10 protein-coding genes, 3 rRNA genes and 2 pseudogenes are annotated in these 17852 nt (G+C 67.7%); 8 read left to right on the forward strand and 7 right to left on the reverse strand.

Annotated features, from left to right (window positions below; genetic code table 11):
• Positions 1-14: 14 nt before the first annotated feature.
• Entirely contained in the window at positions 15-275 is a 261-nt protein-coding gene (locus tag ACEXOX_RS27315; RefSeq protein ID WP_406523835.1) for a hypothetical protein, read from the reverse strand.
• Positions 272-2488, reverse strand: coding sequence for a protein kinase domain-containing protein (locus ACEXOX_RS27320; protein WP_406523836.1), 2217 nt, complete (start codon positions 2486-2488; stop codon positions 272-274). Before ACEXOX_RS27320 ends, ACEXOX_RS27315 begins: the two co-directional genes overlap by 4 nt.
• A gap of 173 nt (positions 2489-2661) precedes the next feature.
• On the opposite strand from ACEXOX_RS27320, the gene ACEXOX_RS27325 reads away from it, so the two are divergent.
• The gene (locus ACEXOX_RS27325) at positions 2662-3042 is read left to right on the forward strand and encodes an SH3 domain-containing protein (protein ID WP_406523837.1); all 381 of its coding nucleotides are present in this window, start codon (positions 2662-2664) and stop codon (positions 3040-3042) included.
• Positions 3043-3195: 153 nt separating this feature from the next.
• Positions 3196-3716: pseudogene (locus tag ACEXOX_RS27330) on the forward strand (hypothetical protein).
• 313 nt (positions 3717-4029) lie between these two features.
• Here ACEXOX_RS27330 and ACEXOX_RS27335 read toward each other — a convergent pair.
• The 3 genes from ACEXOX_RS27335 to ACEXOX_RS27345 form a co-directional block, all read right to left on the reverse strand.
• The gene (locus ACEXOX_RS27335; RefSeq protein ID WP_406523838.1) at positions 4030-5439 is read right to left on the reverse strand and encodes a M1 family metallopeptidase; all 1410 of its coding nucleotides are present in this window, start codon (positions 5437-5439) and stop codon (positions 4030-4032) included.
• 102 nt (positions 5440-5541) lie between these two features.
• A complete protein-coding gene (locus ACEXOX_RS27340) occupies positions 5542-7032 on the reverse strand; it encodes a SulP family inorganic anion transporter (protein ID WP_406523839.1) in 1491 nt (496 codons plus the stop codon).
• Positions 7033-7259: 227 nt separating this feature from the next.
• Positions 7260-7643, reverse strand: coding sequence for a hypothetical protein (locus tag ACEXOX_RS27345; RefSeq protein ID WP_406523840.1), 384 nt, complete (start codon positions 7641-7643; stop codon positions 7260-7262).
• Positions 7644-7850: 207 nt separating this feature from the next.
• Here ACEXOX_RS27345 and ACEXOX_RS27350 point away from each other — a divergent pair.
• Both ACEXOX_RS27350 and proC read left to right on the forward strand, forming a co-directional pair.
• A pseudogene (locus tag ACEXOX_RS27350) lies at positions 7851-8156 on the forward strand (ATP-binding cassette domain-containing protein); the annotation flags it as partial.
• 186 nt (positions 8157-8342) lie between these two features.
• Positions 8343-9152, forward strand: coding sequence for a pyrroline-5-carboxylate reductase (proC, locus tag ACEXOX_RS27355; RefSeq protein WP_406526486.1), 810 nt, complete (start codon positions 8343-8345; stop codon positions 9150-9152).
• 91 nt (positions 9153-9243) lie between these two features.
• Here the strand turns inward: proC and trpS are convergent, their stop codons facing one another.
• The gene (gene trpS, locus ACEXOX_RS27360; protein ID WP_030018064.1) at positions 9244-10248 is read right to left on the reverse strand and encodes a tryptophan--tRNA ligase; all 1005 of its coding nucleotides are present in this window, start codon (positions 10246-10248) and stop codon (positions 9244-9246) included.
• 947 nt (positions 10249-11195) lie between these two features.
• Between trpS and ACEXOX_RS27365 the strand changes: the two genes are divergently transcribed.
• From ACEXOX_RS27365 to rrf, 3 genes are all read left to right on the forward strand, one after another.
• A 16S ribosomal RNA gene (locus tag ACEXOX_RS27365) occupies positions 11196-12724 on the forward strand.
• A gap of 303 nt (positions 12725-13027) precedes the next feature.
• Positions 13028-16148 (forward strand): 23S ribosomal RNA (locus tag ACEXOX_RS27370).
• A 76-nt stretch (positions 16149-16224) separates the two neighbouring features.
• Positions 16225-16341: ribosomal RNA gene (gene rrf, locus ACEXOX_RS27375) — 5S ribosomal RNA — on the forward strand.
• Together the 16S, 23S and 5S rRNA genes form the textbook arrangement of a ribosomal RNA operon.
• Before the next feature lie 68 nt (positions 16342-16409).
• Here rrf and ACEXOX_RS27380 read toward each other — a convergent pair.
• Positions 16410-17171: a DUF6796 family protein gene (locus tag ACEXOX_RS27380; protein WP_406523841.1), complete on the reverse strand. Its 762-nt coding sequence runs from the start codon at positions 17169-17171 to the stop codon at positions 16410-16412.
• 129 nt (positions 17172-17300) lie between these two features.
• Here ACEXOX_RS27380 and ACEXOX_RS27385 point away from each other — a divergent pair, with 129 nt between their 5' ends.
• Positions 17301-17843 (forward strand): GNAT family N-acetyltransferase, encoded by a 543-nt coding sequence (locus ACEXOX_RS27385; protein ID WP_406523842.1) that lies wholly within the window; start codon positions 17301-17303, stop codon positions 17841-17843.
• Positions 17844-17852 lie beyond the last annotated feature (9 nt).

Below are 17852 nucleotides of genomic sequence, written 5' to 3' on the forward strand. Positions count from 1 at the left end.
CGGGGTTCTCCACGTCACCAGCGGGCAGGGTTCCGCGCGTCCGCGGCGAACACCGAGCCGTCCGGGGCCGCCGCGTAGATCCGGCCGCCCCGCGGGTCCGGCAACGGCGCGGGCAGCTTCTCCAGGTAGCCGCTGCGGCCGGTGGCCAGCCGGGGCGGCGTCTGGCCCAGCAGCGCGCCGCGCCGGGTGTCCACGGCCAGCAGCCGGCCGTCGGCCCCGGTGAAGTACAGCCGCTCGTCCTTCGGGTCGAGCACCGGCACCGACCCCCGGCTCACCGAGGTCTCCATGCTCCACCGCCGGTCACCGACGGCCTGGAGCGTGCCGCCGGTGGTGGCGAGCACGTAGACCGTCTCGCCGCGCACCACGCCCGCCGCGTCGTCGACCGGCGCGTCCAGGGGAGCCGCCGCACGTGGTGGGTCGCCGGGTCGTAGCGGACGACGGCCGACGTACGGGTGACGAGCAGCGGGTCGGCGGCGGTCAGGTAGAGCGAGCCGGACGCGCCCGTACCGGCCGGGGTGAGCGATCCCGGCAGCCGCCGTTCCCAGCGCAGGGAGCCGTGCACGGGGTCGATCGCGGTGACGACGGTGGAGATGTCGTCGGCCGAGACGGTGGCCGCGTACGCCGTACGGCCGTCCCCGAGTGCGGTGAACTGGCCCAGCGGCTGGGCCGGGAACCGCTGGTGCCACAGCTCCCGGTGGGTGGCGCTGTCCAGAGCGGTGATCATGCCGTCCGGCGCGGTCAGGAGAATCGTTCCGCCCACGAACCGGACCTCGGCGGCGTACCCGCTCAGGTCCTTGCTCCAGCGCACCGCGCCCTTCCCGGCGGCCGACGGGTCCAGCGCCTCCAGCCGCTTGCCGTCCGGCGACCGTACGTGGAGCAGCCCGCCGGAGAACACCGGCGCACCAGGCGGAACGTCACTCTTGCGGACCGGCCCGCTCGGCTGCCGCCACGTCACCGCGCCGTGCTCCGCGTCCACCCGCGCGGCCTTCACCCCTCGCTCGACGCAGTACAGGGCGGAAGCGCCGTACGCGCAGAACGGCATTTCGGCCGGATGGCCCGCGGGCCGCCGCACGAGCTGGGTGTGCCACGGGCGGAAGGCCGCGGCGGAGCTGTCACCGGTGCTGCCGGTGGCGCGGTCGGCGTTGTGCGTCTGTAGGGCCGGCGCGTCCTCGGCGCCCAGGACCCGTACACCCGCGAAGATGCCCGCCCCGGCGAGCACGGCGGCCACCGCGGACCAGACGGCCCAGCGGCGGCGGCGCGGGGCGGGAGGCCGGCCGGTCGGCGGGGCCGGTTCCGGGCCCGACTCTGTACCCGGGCCCGACCTGGCGCCCGTGCCCGGCCCTGTCCCTGATTCCGCTGTCGATCCCGGTTCCAGTGCCGATCCCGGTACCGGTTCCGGTTCCGGTACCGGTTCCGCTTCCGCTTTCGTCCGACGAACCCGTACGTGCGTGTCCGCGTCCGCGGTATTGGCGTACCCGGTATTGACGTACCCGGCATCGGTGGCCCCGGCATTGGCATCCCCGGCATCGGCGGTCCCGGCCTCGACCGATGCGGTGGAGCGGGCGGGCGCGGAGGCACCCCGCACGGGCTGCCGCTGCGCCGGCACGCGCGCTTCCTCGGGAGCGGGCCCGCCCGAGAGCACGCCGTCGTGGGGCTCCGCGGGCCCCTCGGTGTGCAGCACCCGCATCAGCACGTCCGGAGTCGGCCGGTCGGACGGCCGCTTCGCCAGGCACGTACGGATCAGCGGCGCCAGCTCCTCCGGAACCCCCGTCAGATCCGCCTCGTCGTGCACCACCTGGTACGCGACGATGTACGGACTCTCCGAGTCGAACGGCCCCCGCCCGGTCGCCGCGTGCACCAGCACCGAACCCAGCGCGAACACGTCCGCCGCCGGCCCCACCTCACGCGGCCGCTGGAACTGCTCGGGCGCCATGAACGGCGGCGTACCGATCAGCTTGCCGGTCTCGGTCCGCATCTCGCTGTCCGCGGGACGCGAGATACCGAAGTCGATGACCTTGGGCCCGTCGGCGGCGAGCAGGACGTTGCCGGGCTTGAGATCGCGGTGCACCACACCCGCCCGGTGGATGTCGCGCAGCGCCTCGGCCAGCCCGGCGGCCAGCCTGCGGACCTCGTCGGGAGCGAGCGGCCCGGTGCGCTTCACATGGTCGCCGAGGGTCGGCCCGGGAATGTAGAGGGTGGCCATCCAGGGCCGGTCGGCGTCCGGGTCGGCGTCCACGACCGGCGCGGTGAACGCGCCGCTCACCCGCCGCGCCGCCGCCACCTCCTGCCGGAACCGGCCGCGGAACTCGGGGTCCTGGGCGAACTCGGCGTGTACGACCTTCACCGCCAGGCGCAGCCCCGACGACGACCGCGCCAGGTGCACCACACCCATCCCGCCCGCACCCAGGCGCGCGTCCAGGCGGTACCGGCCCGCGTACAGCGGACGTTCCGCTTCCGGGTCCGCTCCGGAACCGCGCAGCGGCGGCATCTCCCCACCCCCGTGTCCATGGGCCGCAGATGCGACGCACGGAGCCTAGTCGATGGTGCGTACGGGACAGGTGAGGCTTGCTAGCGTGCGCGGTGAACCGGCGCCGCCGTGACCCGCGTACGGGCCGGCCGGACCGTTCGTCCACACGGAGACCGTCCAACGGGGGAGTACGCATGACCAGCACACCGGAGAACACCGCCGGCACAGCGGCGAGCACCGACGCGGAGGCGGCCGCGGTGGTCGCGGAGGCGGAGGCCGTCACCGAGGCCGAGGGCGTCGCCGTCCAGGCGATGGCGGCCACCGCGGCCACCTACCCGGTCGCACCGGGCTACCGCCTCAACGTCCGCAGCGGCCCGAGCAGCCGCAGCTCCCTCGTACGGCAGCTCCCGTACGGCGCGCGGGTCGCCATCCGCTGCCAGCGCTCCGGCGAGCGGGTCAAAGGCCCGTACGGCACCAGCGACATCTGGGACTGCATCGCCCCCGGCCAGTACGTCTCGGACAGCTATGTGCGCACCGGCAGCGACGGCCTGGTGGCCCCGCGCTGCGCGAACTGAGCGACCGCGCCTACCGGCCGGCCAGGACGACCGGGCCGCCTGCGCGCCCGTCAGGGGACACGGCACCGAGGGAGCCCCGGCGGGCGCGGCGGTCGCGCCGTCCCCGGCGGCCACGGTGCCGTCGCCCGACGGCCCCCGGGGATAATCGACGGCATGAGCGACGAGACACCGCCCGCCCCGGACCGGTCCGGCCCCGAGCCGGCCCCGATCCGCTTCTTCGGGACGACCTGGGTGCACCACGACGGCGGCTACGGCCTGCGCCGGGCCGGGGCAGCCGTCGGCTCCCTGGCACTCGCCGCGGCCGGCGCGGTGGTGCTGCGCTTCGCCTTCCAGGGCCTGGAGATCGCCGAGGTCGGCTCGTTCCTCAACGCCCTGATCGTGGCCTGCTTCGCGGTCTGCAGCGCGGTCGCCTTCCGCCGCACCTGGGACCGCCTGACCCGCATCACCGACGACGCGGCCGCCGACCGCCCGGCCGACCGCTCCGCCCAGAGCCTCTCGGTTTCATCGGCTCCCTGCTCGCCTACTTCTGCCGCAGCCTCGTCGAGGCGCCGGGTGAAGGGGTACGGCGCGCCGAGTACGAGACGGAACGCGAGCGCTACGAGCGCCGCCGGAACGCGCGTACGGGCAACCCGGCGGCCAAGAAGGCGACAAAGGCGAAGAAGAAGCGCGGGTAGGGCGCTTCCCTCTTCCGGATCACCCTGCGATCGCACCGGCAGACGCCGGTTGTGGTCCCCGCACGCGCGGGGACCACTCACCTGCCCGTCTGCCTCGACACCGCCTGACGGGACCACCCCCGCACGCGCGGGGACCACTGCCGGCCCTCCAGGCGGGCCTGCAGCGCCACGGGACCACCCCCGCACGCGCGGGGACCACAGGAACTCACCTGCCCGTTTACCCTGCCGGCCCCGCCCTTTTACTCGCTTCCGCGAAAACCGGCGTATCGGGAGAGTCGGGGCCTTCGAGTGCGCCCGCGAATCCGCCGCCCCCTCAGTACTCCCAGTCCGGCTTCCCGTCCCCGTACAGCCAGTCGTCGAAGAGGTCCGTCAGGTCGACCTCCGTACGGTCCTGGCAGAAGTCGATGAACTGCTGGGTGTCGGCGTTGCCGTGCCGGTGTTCGGCGGGCCAGTCCTTGAGGATCGCGAAGAAGTCCTTGTCGCCGACGGCCTTGCGGAGCTGCTGGAGGACCATGCCGCCGCGTTTGTAGACGGGTTCGCCGGTCACGTTCTCCGCCGTGCCCGGATCGCCGGGCGCGAAGCCCCAGACGTCCTCGTCGTCCTCGTCGGTCTTGTACAGCTCGTCGAACTGCTGCTGCGCCGTACGGCCGCCCTTGTCCTCCTCCCACAGCCACTCGGCGTACTGCGCGAACCCCTCGTTGAGCCAGATGTCCTGCCACGTCTTCGGCGTCACCGAGTTGCCGAACCACTGGTGCGCGGTCTCGTGGACGACCGTGCCCTCGTCCGGGGCCCCGGCGTAGACCGGCTTGGTCTGCGTCTCCAGGGCGCCCCAGTCGACCCGCTCGGGCGTGTGGTCGACGATCGCCCCGGCGGAGGAGAACGGATACGGGCCGAACCGTTTCACCGACCAGTCGAGGATCTCGTCCAGCTTGCCCAGCGGCCCGGCGCTCTCCCTGGCCTCCGCCGGGTCCACGGCCGTGTAGACGGGCAGCCCGCCCTTCGTGCGGGACTCCTCGACGGTGAACTTCCCGATCGTCGCGGTGGCGAGGTAGGACGCCATCGGCTCGGCGTTGTGCCACTCGAAGGTGGTCCGGCCCTTGGTGCTCTTCCGGCCGCGCAGCTCGCCGTTGGCGACGGCGGTGTACCCGTCCGGCACGGTGATCTTGAAGTCGTACGCGGCCTTGTCGCCGGGGTGGTTGTTGCCGGGGAACCACGTCATGGACCCGGCCGGCTGCCCCGCGACGAACGCCCCGTCCTCCGTACGGACCCAGCCCTCGGTCGCGCCGTCCGCGTCCTTCATCTCCTCGGGCTCGCCGTCGTACGCGACCGTCGTACGGAACGTGGCGCCCTTCTTGACCGTCGCGGGCGGGCGGACCGTCAGCTTGTGGCCCTTGCGGGAGAACTCGGCGTCCTCACCGTCCACCCGCACGCCGTGCACCTTCATCCCCTGGAGGTCCAGCTGGAAGGAGGCGAGGTCGGCCTGCGCGGTGGCGCTGATGTCGGCGGTGGCGTCCAGCGTGCCGCCGCGTACGTCGTAGTCGAGGGTGAGACCGTAGTGCCCGACCTGGTACCCGCCGTTGCCGAGGGTGGGGAAGAGCGGGTCGTGCACACTGCCCGCGCCCTGCGTGCCGTCCAGCCGCGTCGCGCTCGTACAGGAGGACAGCAGCAGGGCGACGGAGAGCGCGGCGGTCGCACCGCAGGAGCGGAGAGGCCGGCGGATCACGGGGCTCCTAGGGTCGTAGGACGGTTGGATCAAGCTCCCTGACCCTACGGCCCATTGGCCCCGCAACGCCGCTCCCTTCCGTTTAATGGCGTTTATCGCCCTCTATGCCCGGTATGGGGGCGCGGGGGTGGCGGTGGCGGCCATCGGATCGGGCCCGGCCGGCCGCCGCCGCTCCGCCCAGGTGCCCAGCGCCGCCGCGCAGGCGCGGTCGAGGTGCCGCAGCCCGGAGAGGTCCAGGATCACGTCCCGGTCGCGCGGCAGCGCCTCCAGCTGGTCCAGCAGCCTGGGCAGCCGCAGGAAGGTGGCGTTCCCCAGCGCGCGTACGCGAACGGGCCCGGCCCCGGGCCCGCCGTCCTCCAGCCCCGACACCTCCAGATGCGCGTGCGAGGTCTCCCACGCGGACTTCGCGACCGCCATCAGCAACCCGATCAGGACCCCCTCGAACATGTTGGTCACCACGATCGCCACCGCCGTCCCCATGAGCACCACGGCCTCCCCTCGATGCTCACGCCACAGCGGCACCATGTCCCGTACGGGAATGAGCTTCCAGCCCGCGTGCACGAGCACCCCCGCCAGCGCCGCCAGCGGCACGACACCCAGCGCCGCCGGGAACGCCGCCGCGAACAGCAGCAGCCACACGCCGTGCAGCACCCGCGACGCCTTCGTACGGGCCCCGGCCCGCACATTCGCGGAGCTGCGCACGATCACCGCGGTCATCGGCAGCGCGCCGAGCAGCCCGCACACCGCGTTGCCCGCCCCCTGCGCCATCAGCTCCTTGTCGTAGTCCGTACGCGGGCCGTCGTGCATCCGGTCCACAGCGGCCGCGCTGAACAGCGACTCGGCCGACGCGATGAGCGCGAAGGCGAGCACGGTACCGACCGCGCCGACCCCCGCCAGCTGCCCGAAGTCCGCCCCGCCCGGCGGCTGGACGGCCGACAGCAACCCCGTGACCTCCACCCGGGCCACCGGCAGGCCGAGGACGGCGACGGTGCCGGTGGCCAGCGCCACGGCCGCGAGCGGAGCCGGCAGCAGGCGCGCCGCGCGCTTCCACCGGGGCCACAGCACCAGTACGGCGATGGTGCCGACGCCGACCGCCGACGCCGTCAGCGCCTGGTCCGACCAGACCGTGTCGGACGCCAGCTCCGGCAGGCCGCCGAGATTGGCGAGCCCGGTGCCCGGCGGCCGGGTGTCGGTGAGCGCGTACAACTGTCCGGCGATCAGAACGAGTCCGATGCCCGCCAGCATGCCCTGGACGACGGCCACGGAGATGGCCCGGAACCAGCGCCCCAGCCGCAGCGCCCCCATGGCCACTTGCAGCACACCGGCCGCCAGCACCAGCGCACCGAGGGCGCTCAGCCCGAACTCCTCGACCGCCTCGTACACGAGGACGGTCAGTCCGGCGGCCGGGCCGCTGACCTGGAGGCTGCTGCCGGGCAGGAAGCCGGTGAGCAGGCCGCCGACGATGCCGGTGACGAGACCGAGCTCGGCCGGGACGCCGGAGGCGACGGCCACGCCGACACACAGCGGCACGGCGACCAGGAAGACGACGAGTGAAGCGGTGAAGTCCGCGCGTATGTCCGTTGTTTTCTGCATGAGGGTGCCTCCAGCGCATTGCGACGGGCCGCGCGGCGCGGAGGTGCGCCGTGCGGAGAGGGGAGGGGGAGGGGATGGCGGTATGTCGCCGGTGATGCCTCGCCGGGCGGCGGACTGCCGGCGGCTGGCGGCAGCTACCGACGACTGTGGTCGTCGATCGCCGAAGGACATTCACCGAATACCGATTACCGAATGCCGATTACCGACTTTCGTCTGCCGGACGTCGATCAGCAGCGGAACACGCGATGACTGATGGGAAGCTGGCCCGAACGCCGCAGAGGTACGGCGCGGTGCCCGGTGACCGGAGTCGCCGGGTCCGGCCCGGTGGCCGGCGGGGCGGTGGGGTCGCTCGTGCCCCGGGCCTGGTCGCCCGGGTGGAAGGCCGGTATCCCCGTCGCGGACCGCGCGGCGCGGCCGGTGGGGCAGCGCTCGCTCGCGGAGTCCGCCGGGCCGTCCTCCTCGTACGCGAACGGTGCGGCCACACCGACGGTCTGCGTCCCCGCCCTGCCACCGGCTCCGGCCCCGGTTCCAGCCGTCCGCCCGTACGCACCCTCGGAGCCGACCGGAAACGCCAGCAGCACTGCCAAGAGGAACAGCAGCACGCGGCGCATGGCGTCGGCCCCCTCCTACGGCTGGTTGGACACTCATCTTCAGTCTGTCCAAAGCAGCATGACTTTGAGCGAGTCGCTGTGTAACCGTCGTGTAAACGCCGAGTTAGCGAACAGGAGTGGTCGATTCCGCGCACTCCGGCGGCCGCCGGAGCACGACCCCGGCCCTTGACGCGCCGTACCGCGCGCGCATTGTTCACCACGTGAGGAATTACGGTCGCGACCGACCCGACCCGACCCGTCCCGCCCCCGGTCACCCGGACCGTTCCCGAGCAGACCGTCGCCGTACGGGCCCGGACACTCACGGTCGTAAGCGGCCACCGCACCGTCCTCGACCGCCTCGACTTCGACGTCCCGACCGGCCGTGTCACCGGCCTCCTCGGCCCGTCCGGCTGCGGCGAGACCACCTGGATGCGCGCCGTCGTCGGCAGCAAGGCCAAGGTGACCGGCACCCTCGACGTCCTCGGGCGCCCCGCCGGCCACGCCCGCCCGCGCTCCCGCATCGGCTACGTCACCCAGTCGCCCGCAACGTGGACGCCCCCACCCCCGAACCCACACGATGCGAGGATGACCAGGGCAAGGCAGCGCAGCCCGCACACCGCCCGGCCGCCAAGGCCAAGGCCAGACCGCGGCCAAGGCCCAGGCCCAGGCCCGGGCCACCCCCGTACCCCCATCAGCCCCACCGGCGAGGTGAACCGCAACATGACCCAGAAGGTCGCCGTACTCGGCACCGGAAAAATCGGCGAAGCCCTCCTCAGCGGCATGATCCGAGGCGGCTGGGCCCCCGCCGACCTCATGGTCACCGCCCGCCGCCCCGAACGCGCCGACCAGCTCCGCACCCGTTACGGCGTCACCCCCGTGACCAACGCGGAGGCCGCCAAGTCCGCGGACACGCTGATCCTCACCGTCAAGCCGCAGGACATGGGCACCCTCCTCACGGAGCTGGCCCCGCACACACCCGCCGACCGCCTGGTCATCAGCGGCGCCGCCGGCATCCCCACCGCCTTCTTCGAGGAGCGGCTGCCCGACGCCACCCCCGTCGTACGGGTCATGACGAACACCCCCGCCCTGGTCGACGAGGCGATGTCCGTCATCTCGGCCGGCACCCACGCCACCGCCGCCCACCTCACCCGCGCCGAGGAAATCTTCGCCACGGTCGGCAAGACGCTGCGTGTCCCGGAGTCCCAGCAGGACGCCGCGACCGCCCTTTCCGGCTCGGGCCCGGCGTATTTCTACTTTCTCGTCGAGGCGATGACCGATGCCGGCATTCTGCTCGGCCTGCCGCGCGACAAGGCGCACGATCTGATCGTGCAGGCGGCGATCGGCGCGGCGACCATGCTCCGGGACAGTGGCGAGCACCCGGTCACCCTTCGCGAGAACGTGACCTCACCCGCCGGCACCACCATCAACGCCATCCGCGAGCTGGAGAACCACGGTGTGCGCGCGGCCTTGATCGCCGCCCTCGAAGCGGCCCGCGACCGCAGCCGCGAACTCGCCTCGGGCAACGGCTGACCCTCTTACCCCGCCGCCCCGGACCCGGGACCTCCGGGGCGGTGGCCACCGCCGCGCACAACACCCGCACCGGTGGCCACCCCACCCCCATTCACACCGCCGGCATCAGCCCCACCGCCCGATACGCCGCATCCACCCGCGGCCGCGCGATCGCCCGGGCCCGCTCGGCCCCGTCCCGCAGGACGGAGTCCACGTACTCCGGGTCCTTCACCAGCTCCGCGTGCCGTTCCCGCACCGGCCGCAGCAGTTCCACCACCGCCTCCGCCGTGTCCTTCTTGAGCGCGCCGTACGAGTCGTACTCATCCGCCAGCTCCGTGGGATCCCCCGCACCGCACGCGGCCAGGATGTCGAGCAGGTTGGCCACCCCGGGCCGCTCGGCCCGGTCGTACACGACGTCCGACCCGGCGTCCGTGACGGCCCGCATCACCTTCTTGCGCACCACCTCCGGCTCGTCGAGCAGATAGACGATCCCCGAGGTACGGGCGTGCGACTTCCCCATCTTCGACGTCGGCTCCTGGAGGTCCATCACCCGCGCGGCCACCTTCGGCACCGTCGCCTTCGGCACCACGAACGTCTGCCCGTACCGCTGGTTGAACCGCACCGCCAGGTCCCGCGTCAGCTCCACGTGCTGCGCCTGGTCCTCACCCACCGGCACTTCGCCGGTTCCGTACGCGAGGATGTCGGCGGCCATCAAAGCCGGATACGTCAGCAGCGACAGTCGTACGCTGCCGCCCCGGGCCCGCTCCCTCTCGGTCTTCTCCTTGTACTGGATCATGCGCCGCATCTCGCCGTCGGACGCCGTGCACTCCATCAGGTACGCCAGCCGCGTGTGCTCGTCGACATGGCTCTGCACGAACACCGTGCAGAGCCGCGGATCGAGCCCCACCGCCAGCAGCAGCGTGGCGGCCTGCCGGCTGAGCCTTCGCACCCGCGCCGGATCGTGTTCCACGGTCAGCGCGTGCAGATCCACGACGCAGAACAGCGCGTCCGCCCGGTGCTGGTCCTCGTCCGCCCAGCCGCGCAGCGCACCGAGGTAGTTCCCCAGGGTCAGGTGCCCCGTCGGCTTCACACCACTGAAGATCCGTGTCCGCGTCATCTCTCTCGTCTCCCGAACTACTGGTCCCGGGACCGCCGCGCCCACCGGCCGGCTGCGAGGAGATTCGCGAAACGGCCGCCGGGTCCGGCGGCCGTTGTCTGCATGCACTGGGGGCGGCCGCCGTCAGGCGGGCCACCACTGCTGTACGAGTGCACGCGTCGTCATAGGGGCCACGGTACGCCCGGATCCGCCTCCTGGCACGGGTTTGAAGCGCCCCAACCCCTCGTGTAGTGTTCTCCGAGTTGCCACGGAGCCGACAGGCCCCCACGGCAGCCCCTCACGCCGGACGGCGGCACCATCACCACTGCACGACTCCCGAACGGGACGGATTTCGGCGTGCCGAAATTCTGACCAGTGACTCGATTATGCGTCACCGGGAAAAGGCACTAAAGTAGTGATCACGCCGGAAGGCGCGAACAAACCCCCTCCGACGGGGAATCGGATTCACATTCGAACCGACCAGCTTCCTTCACCGGAAGCCCGGAACGAAAAACGGATCTGATAGAGTCGGAAAGGCCGAAAAGCGAAAGCCGGACGGTCACCCCGCTCCAACAGGGGGCCGGAAACGGAAAGCGGAAACGCCGAACGGATCTGGTAAGGTTGGAACCGCGAAGAAGCCGAAAGGCCGAAACGCACCGGCGAAAATCAGGACCGCGAGGATCTGATAGAGTCGGAAACGCAAGACCGAAGGGAAGCGCCCGGAGAGCCTGGTGAAACAGGCACAAAGGAAGCGTCCGTTCCTTGAGAACTCAACAGCGTGCCAAAAGTCAACGCCAGATATGTTGATACCCCGTCCACCGGCAGCAGCCGGAGGATGAGGTTCCTTTGAAAAAGCCCACCAGCACTTAACGGTGCGGGTGGCACACACAGCGAGGACGCTGTGAACGGGAAGCCTATTCCGCTTCCTGTTCCGCTCTTGTGTGTGTTGACCCGATTACGGGTAAACATTCACGGAGAGTTTGATCCTGGCTCAGGACGAACGCTGGCGGCGTGCTTAACACATGCAAGTCGAACGATGAACCTCCTTCGGGAGGGGATTAGTGGCGAACGGGTGAGTAACACGTGGGCAATCTGCCCTGCACTCTGGGACAAGCCCTGGAAACGGGGTCTAATACCGGATATGACACACGACCGCATGGTCTGTGTGTGGAAAGCTCCGGCGGTGCAGGATGAGCCCGCGGCCTATCAGCTTGTTGGTGGGGTAATGGCCTACCAAGGCGACGACGGGTAGCCGGCCTGAGAGGGCGACCGGCCACACTGGGACTGAGACACGGCCCAGACTCCTACGGGAGGCAGCAGTGGGGAATATTGCACAATGGGCGAAAGCCTGATGCAGCGACGCCGCGTGAGGGATGACGGCCTTCGGGTTGTAAACCTCTTTCAGCAGGGAAGAAGCGCAAGTGACGGTACCTGCAGAAGAAGCGCCGGCTAACTACGTGCCAGCAGCCGCGGTAATACGTAGGGCGCAAGCGTTGTCCGGAATTATTGGGCGTAAAGAGCTCGTAGGCGGCTTGTCACGTCGGATGTGAAAGCCCGGGGCTTAACCCCGGGTCTGCATTCGATACGGGCAGGCTAGAGTTCGGTAGGGGAGATCGGAATTCCTGGTGTAGCGGTGAAATGCGCAGATATCAGGAGGAACACCGGTGGCGAAGGCGGATCTCTGGGCCGATACTGACGCTGAGGAGCGAAAGCGTGGGGAGCGAACAGGATTAGATACCCTGGTAGTCCACGCCGTAAACGTTGGGAACTAGGTGTGGGCGACATTCCACGTCGTCCGTGCCGCAGCTAACGCATTAAGTTCCCCGCCTGGGGAGTACGGCCGCAAGGCTAAAACTCAAAGGAATTGACGGGGGCCCGCACAAGCAGCGGAGCATGTGGCTTAATTCGACGCAACGCGAAGAACCTTACCAAGGCTTGACATACACCGGAAACGTCTGGAGACAGGCGCCCCCTTGTGGTCGGTGTACAGGTGGTGCATGGCTGTCGTCAGCTCGTGTCGTGAGATGTTGGGTTAAGTCCCGCAACGAGCGCAACCCTTGTTCTGTGTTGCCAGCATGCCCTTCGGGGTGATGGGGACTCACAGGAGACTGCCGGGGTCAACTCGGAGGAAGGTGGGGACGACGTCAAGTCATCATGCCCCTTATGTCTTGGGCTGCACACGTGCTACAATGGTCGGTACAATGAGCTGCGATACCGCGAGGTGGAGCGAATCTCAAAAAGCCGATCTCAGTTCGGATTGGGGTCTGCAACTCGACCCCATGAAGTTGGAGTTGCTAGTAATCGCAGATCAGCATTGCTGCGGTGAATACGTTCCCGGGCCTTGTACACACCGCCCGTCACGTCACGAAAGTCGGTAACACCCGAAGCCGGTGGCCCAACCCCTTGTGGGAGGGAATCGTCGAAGGTGGGACTGGCGATTGGGACGAAGTCGTAACAAGGTAGCCGTACCGGAAGGTGCGGCTGGATCACCTCCTTTCTAAGGAGCACTTCTTACCGGCCTTCGGGCTGGTCAGGGGCCAGTACATCGGCGAATGTCCGGTGCTGGTTGCTCATGGGTGGAACGTTGACTACTCGGCACACTTGGCTCACTGGTCACTAGTACTGCTTCGGCGTGGAACGTGTCAGGGGGCGAGGGTGTCGGGCACGCTGTTGGGTGTCTGAGGGCACGGACGGAGACGTCTGTACCTTCAACGCCGGCCCCAGTGAACTCGCCGAGTGTGGCGGGGTGGTGGGTGGCTGGTCGTTGCTTGAGAACTGCACAGTGGACGCGAGCATCTGTGGCCAAGTTTTTAAGGGCGCACGGTGGATGCCTTGGCACCAGGAACCGATGAAGGACGTGGGAGGCCACGATAGGCCCCGGGGAGCTGTCAACCAAGCTTTGATCCGGGGGTGTCCGAATGGGGAAACCCGGCAGTCGTCATGGGCTGTCACCCGCTGCTGAACACATAGGCAGTGTGGAGGGAACGCGGGGAAGTGAAACATCTCAGTACCCGCAGGAAGAGAAAACAACCGTGATTCCGGGAGTAGTGGCGAGCGAAACCGGATGAGGCCAAACCAGTCACGTGTGATACCCGGCAGGGGTTGCGTGGTTGGGGTTGTGGGAGTTCTCTTGACCGGTCTGCCGGCCGGTCGGCGAGTCAGAAACCGTTGGTGTAGGCGAAGGACATGCGAAAGGTCCGGCGTAGAGGGTAAGACCCCCGTAGCTGAAACATCAACGGCTCGTTTGAGAACCACCCAAGTAGCACGGGGCCCGTGAAATCCCGTGTGAATCTGGCGGGACCACCCGCTAAGCCTAAATATTCCCTGGTGACCGATAGCGGATAGTACCGTGAGGGAATGGTGAAAAGTACCGCGGGAGCGGAGTGAAATAGTACCTGAAACCGTGTGCCTACAAGCCGTGGGAGCGTCGCTATGCAGCTTGCTGCATAGTCGTGACTGCGTGCCTTTTGAAGAATGAGCCTGCGAGTTTGCGGTATGTTGCGAGGTTAACCCGTGTGGGGAAGCCGTAGCGAAAGCGAGTCCGAAGAGGGCGTTGAGTAGCGTGCCCAAGACCCGAAGCGGAGTGATCTAGCCATGGGCAGGTTGAAGCGGAGGTAAGACTTCGTGGAGGACCGAACCCACCAGGGTTGAAAACCTGGGGGATGACCTGTGGTTAGGGGTGAAAGGCCAATCAAACTCCGTGATAGCTGGTTCTCCCCGAAATGCATTTAGGTGCAGCGTCGTGTGTTTCTTGCCGGAGGTAGAGCACTGGATAGGCGATGGGCCCTACCGGGTTACTGACCTTAGCCAAACTCCGAATGCCGGTAAGTGAGAGCGCGGCAGTGAGACTGTGGGGGATAAGCTCCATGGTCGAGAGGGAAACAGCCCAGAGCATCGACTAAGGCCCCTAAGCGTGTGCTAAGTGGGAAAGGATGTGGAGTCGCAGAGACAACCAGGAGGTTGGCTTAGAAGCAGCCACCCTTGAAAGAGTGCGTAATAGCTCACTGGTCAAGTGATTCCGCGCCGACAATGTAGCGGGGCTCAAGCACACCGCCGAAGTCGTGTCATTGCAGTAGATACCCCTAACGGGGACTGTGATGGGTAGGGGAGCGTCGTGTGCCGGGTGAAGCAGCACCGGAAGGTAGTTGTGGACGGTTCACGAGTGAGAATGCAGGCATGAGTAGCGATACACACGTGGGAAACGTGTGCGCCGATTGACTAAGGGTTCCTGGGTCAAGCTGATCTGCCCAGGGTAAGTCGGGACCTAAGGCGAGGCCGACAGGCGTAGTCGATGGACAACCGGTTGATATTCCGGTACCCGCTTTGAAGCGCCAAACATCGAATCCATTAATGCTAAGGCCGTGAAGCCGCCCTGGAGTCTTCGGACAAAGGGGAGTGGTGGAGCCGCTGATCCAAGGTGGTAGTAGGTGAGTGATGGGGTGACGCAGGAAGGTAGTCCAGCCCGGGCGGTGGTTGTCCCGGGGTAAGGGTGTAGCCCGTGCGGTAGGCAAATCCGTCGCACGTTAAGGGTGAGACCTGATGCCGAGCCGATTGTGGTGAAGTGGATGATCCTATGCTGTCGAGAAAAGCCTCTAGCGAGTTTCATGGCGGCCCGTACCCTAAACCGACTCAGGTGGTCAGGTAGAGAATACCGAGGCGTTCGGGTGAACTATGGTTAAGGAACTCGGCAAAATGCCCCCGTAACTTCGGGAGAAGGGGGGCCATTGCTGGTGATGAGTTTTGCACTCTGAGCTGGTGGTGGCCGCAGAGACCAGCGAGAAGCGACTGTTTACTAAAAACACAGGTCCGTGCGAAGCCGTAAGGCGATGTATACGGACTGACGCCTGCCCGGTGCTGGAACGTTAAGGGGACCGGTTAGCTCCATTTCGGTGGGGCGAGGCTGAGAACTTAAGCGCCAGTAAACGGCGGTGGTAACTATAACCATCCTAAGGTAGCGAAATTCCTTGTCGGGTAAGTTCCGACCTGCACGAATGGCGTAACGACTTCTCGACTGTCTCAACCATAGGCCCGGTGAAATTGCACTACGAGTAAAGATGCTCGTTTCGCGCAGCAGGACGGAAAGACCCCGGGACCTTTACTATAGCTTGATATTGGTGTTCGGTTCGGCTTGTGTAGGATAGGTGGGAGACTGTGAACTCGTCACGCCAGTGGCGGGGGAGTCGTTGTTGAAATACCACTCTGGTCGTGCTGGATGTCTAACCTGGGTCCGTGATCCGGATCAGGGACAGTGTCTGGTGGGTAGTTTAACTGGGGCGGTTGCCTCCTAAAGAGTAACGGAGGCGCCCAAAGGTTCCCTCAGCCTGGTTGGCAATCAGGTGTTGAGTGTAAGTGCACAAGGGAGCTTGACTGTGAGACTGACGGGTCGAGCAGGTACGAAAGTAGGGACTAGTGATCCGGCGGTGGCTTGTGGAAGCGCCGTCGCTCAACGGATAAAAGGTACCCCGGGGATAACAGGCTGATCTTCCCCAAGAGTCCATATCGACGGGATGGTTTGGCACCTCGATGTCGGCTCGTCGCATCCTGGGGCTGGAGTCGGTCCCAAGGGTTGGGCTGTTCGCCCATTAAAGCGGTACGCGAGCTGGGTTTAGAACGTCGTGAGACAGTTCGGTCCCTATCCGCTGTGCGCGTAGGAGTCTTGAGAAGGGCTGTCCCTAGTACGAGAGGACCGGGACGGACGAACCTCTGGTGTGCCAGTTGTCCTGCCAAGGGCATGGCTGGTTGGCTACGTTCGGAAAGGATAACCGCTGAAAGCATCTAAGCGGGAAGCCTGCTTCGAGATGAGGGCTCCCACCCCCTGGAGGGGTTAAGGCTCCCAGTAGACGACTGGGTTGATAGGCCAGATATGGAAGCCCGGTAACGGGTGGAGTTGACTGGTACTAATAGGCCGAGGGCTTGTCCTCAGTTGCTCGCGTCCACTGTGTTAGTTCTGAAGTAACGAACTCGCCTTGCCGGCTGGAGTTGTTATCTTCATAGTGTTTCGGTGGTCATAGCGTTAGGGAAACGCCCGGTTACATTTCGAACCCGGAAGCTAAGCCTTTCAGCGCCGATGGTACTGCAGGGGGGACCCTGTGGGAGAGTAGGACGCCGCCGAACAATTTTTCAGCTCCGGTCCCTGAACCTTATGGTTCAGGGACCGGAGCTTTTTGCGTTCCGGGACAGGGTCAGTCGGTCGTCCTTCTCCAGAACGCCGCGGTGGTGAGGGAGAAGAGCAGCAGATTGCCGACGCTCAGGGCAGCTCCTTGGAGGGCCGTACCCATGGCACCGGGCCAGAGTTTGGTGACGAGAGTGCCGATGAGTGTGCAGACCAGTGGGTTGGCGATGCACATCCAGCGGGGCAGGGCGGTCCCGCCACGGAGGACGAGGACGGCCAGCCAGACCGAGCCGACGCCCCAGAGGGCAAGGAGCACCGCGTACGGGATGAAGAGCACTGTGGCGAGGTCGCCCGGGAGAGCGGTCAGCGTGGCGGAGTCGGCGCCGGACTCGTGCACCGCCTTCGCGGCCTGGCCCCAGTAGAAGAACGAGCCGTGGGCGAAGGGGGCGAGCGCGTAGCCGGCCGTCAGGAGGAGGAAGGGCGGTAGGGCGAGCCGGCGGGGCTGCGGGAGAAGAGCGTGGCGGAAGTGGCGGCAGGCGTAGAGGTAGAGCGGCCCGGTCAGGACGCCGAGCAGGGCTCCCCAGGCCAGGCGGGTGGTGGAGGCGGGGAGCATCGCGGCCAGGGAGTCGCGGGCCATGCCGTCGTACGCGGTGAGGATCGGGTACTGGTCCGGCGCGACCATGGGCTTGCCGAGCAGGAGGATGTCGCCGACGAGCCAGGCCGCGGAGGTCAGGATTCCGGCGATGCCGGCCAGGCGGAGGGCGCGGAGGCTGTGGGTGTGGGTGTCGGTGTCGGTGCGGGAGGTGAGTGGTGTGGGTTCGGAGGGGGTCATGGCTCGGGGCAAGGCGGTGCCTCCACGAGAAGGATGTTAGTTAGGTGAGGCTAGCCTAACTAGTAAGTGCGGGGTGGGGAGGGAGAATTACGTGTGGCCAGAGGGACGGGCTGCTGGGATGCTGGTCCGATGGGGTATCTGATCAGGCCGGTCAAGGCGGACGAGTGGAAGCGGCTCAGGGAACTCCGGCTGGCGGCGCTGTCCGATCCGGTGGCGCGCATCGCTTTCAACGAGCCCTTCGAGAAGGTCGCGGCGTACCCGGATGAGGTGTGGCAGCGGCGGGCGGCGCGGAGTGACGAGGACCGGGATCCGGTGACGTTCATCGGCGAGGCCCCGGACGGCAGTTGGGGCGGCATGGTTGTCGTGCTCGTCGAGAAGGAGGGCGCGGACGAGCGGGGCGGCGAGGCGCCGTGGGCGCACATCGTCGGGGTCTACGTACGTCCGGAACATCGCGGTACGGGGCTGGTGCGCGAGCTGTTCGCGGCCGCCGTGGAGTGGGCGTGGGGCCGGTCACGGCCGGCGGTGGAGCGCGTACGGCTCTGGGTGCACGAGGAGAACGAGCGCGCGGCTGCCCTCTACCGCTCACTGGGCTTCGTCGAGACCGGCCGGACGATGGCCGATCCCAAGGACGAGAGCGCTGTCGAGCACGAGATGGCGCTGGAGCGCGCGTAGCGGCCCGCC

The sequence above is a fragment of the Streptomyces sp. Ac-502 genome (assembly GCF_045222935.1).
Lineage (GTDB): Bacteria > Actinomycetota > Actinomycetes > Streptomycetales > Streptomycetaceae > Streptomyces > Streptomyces monomycini.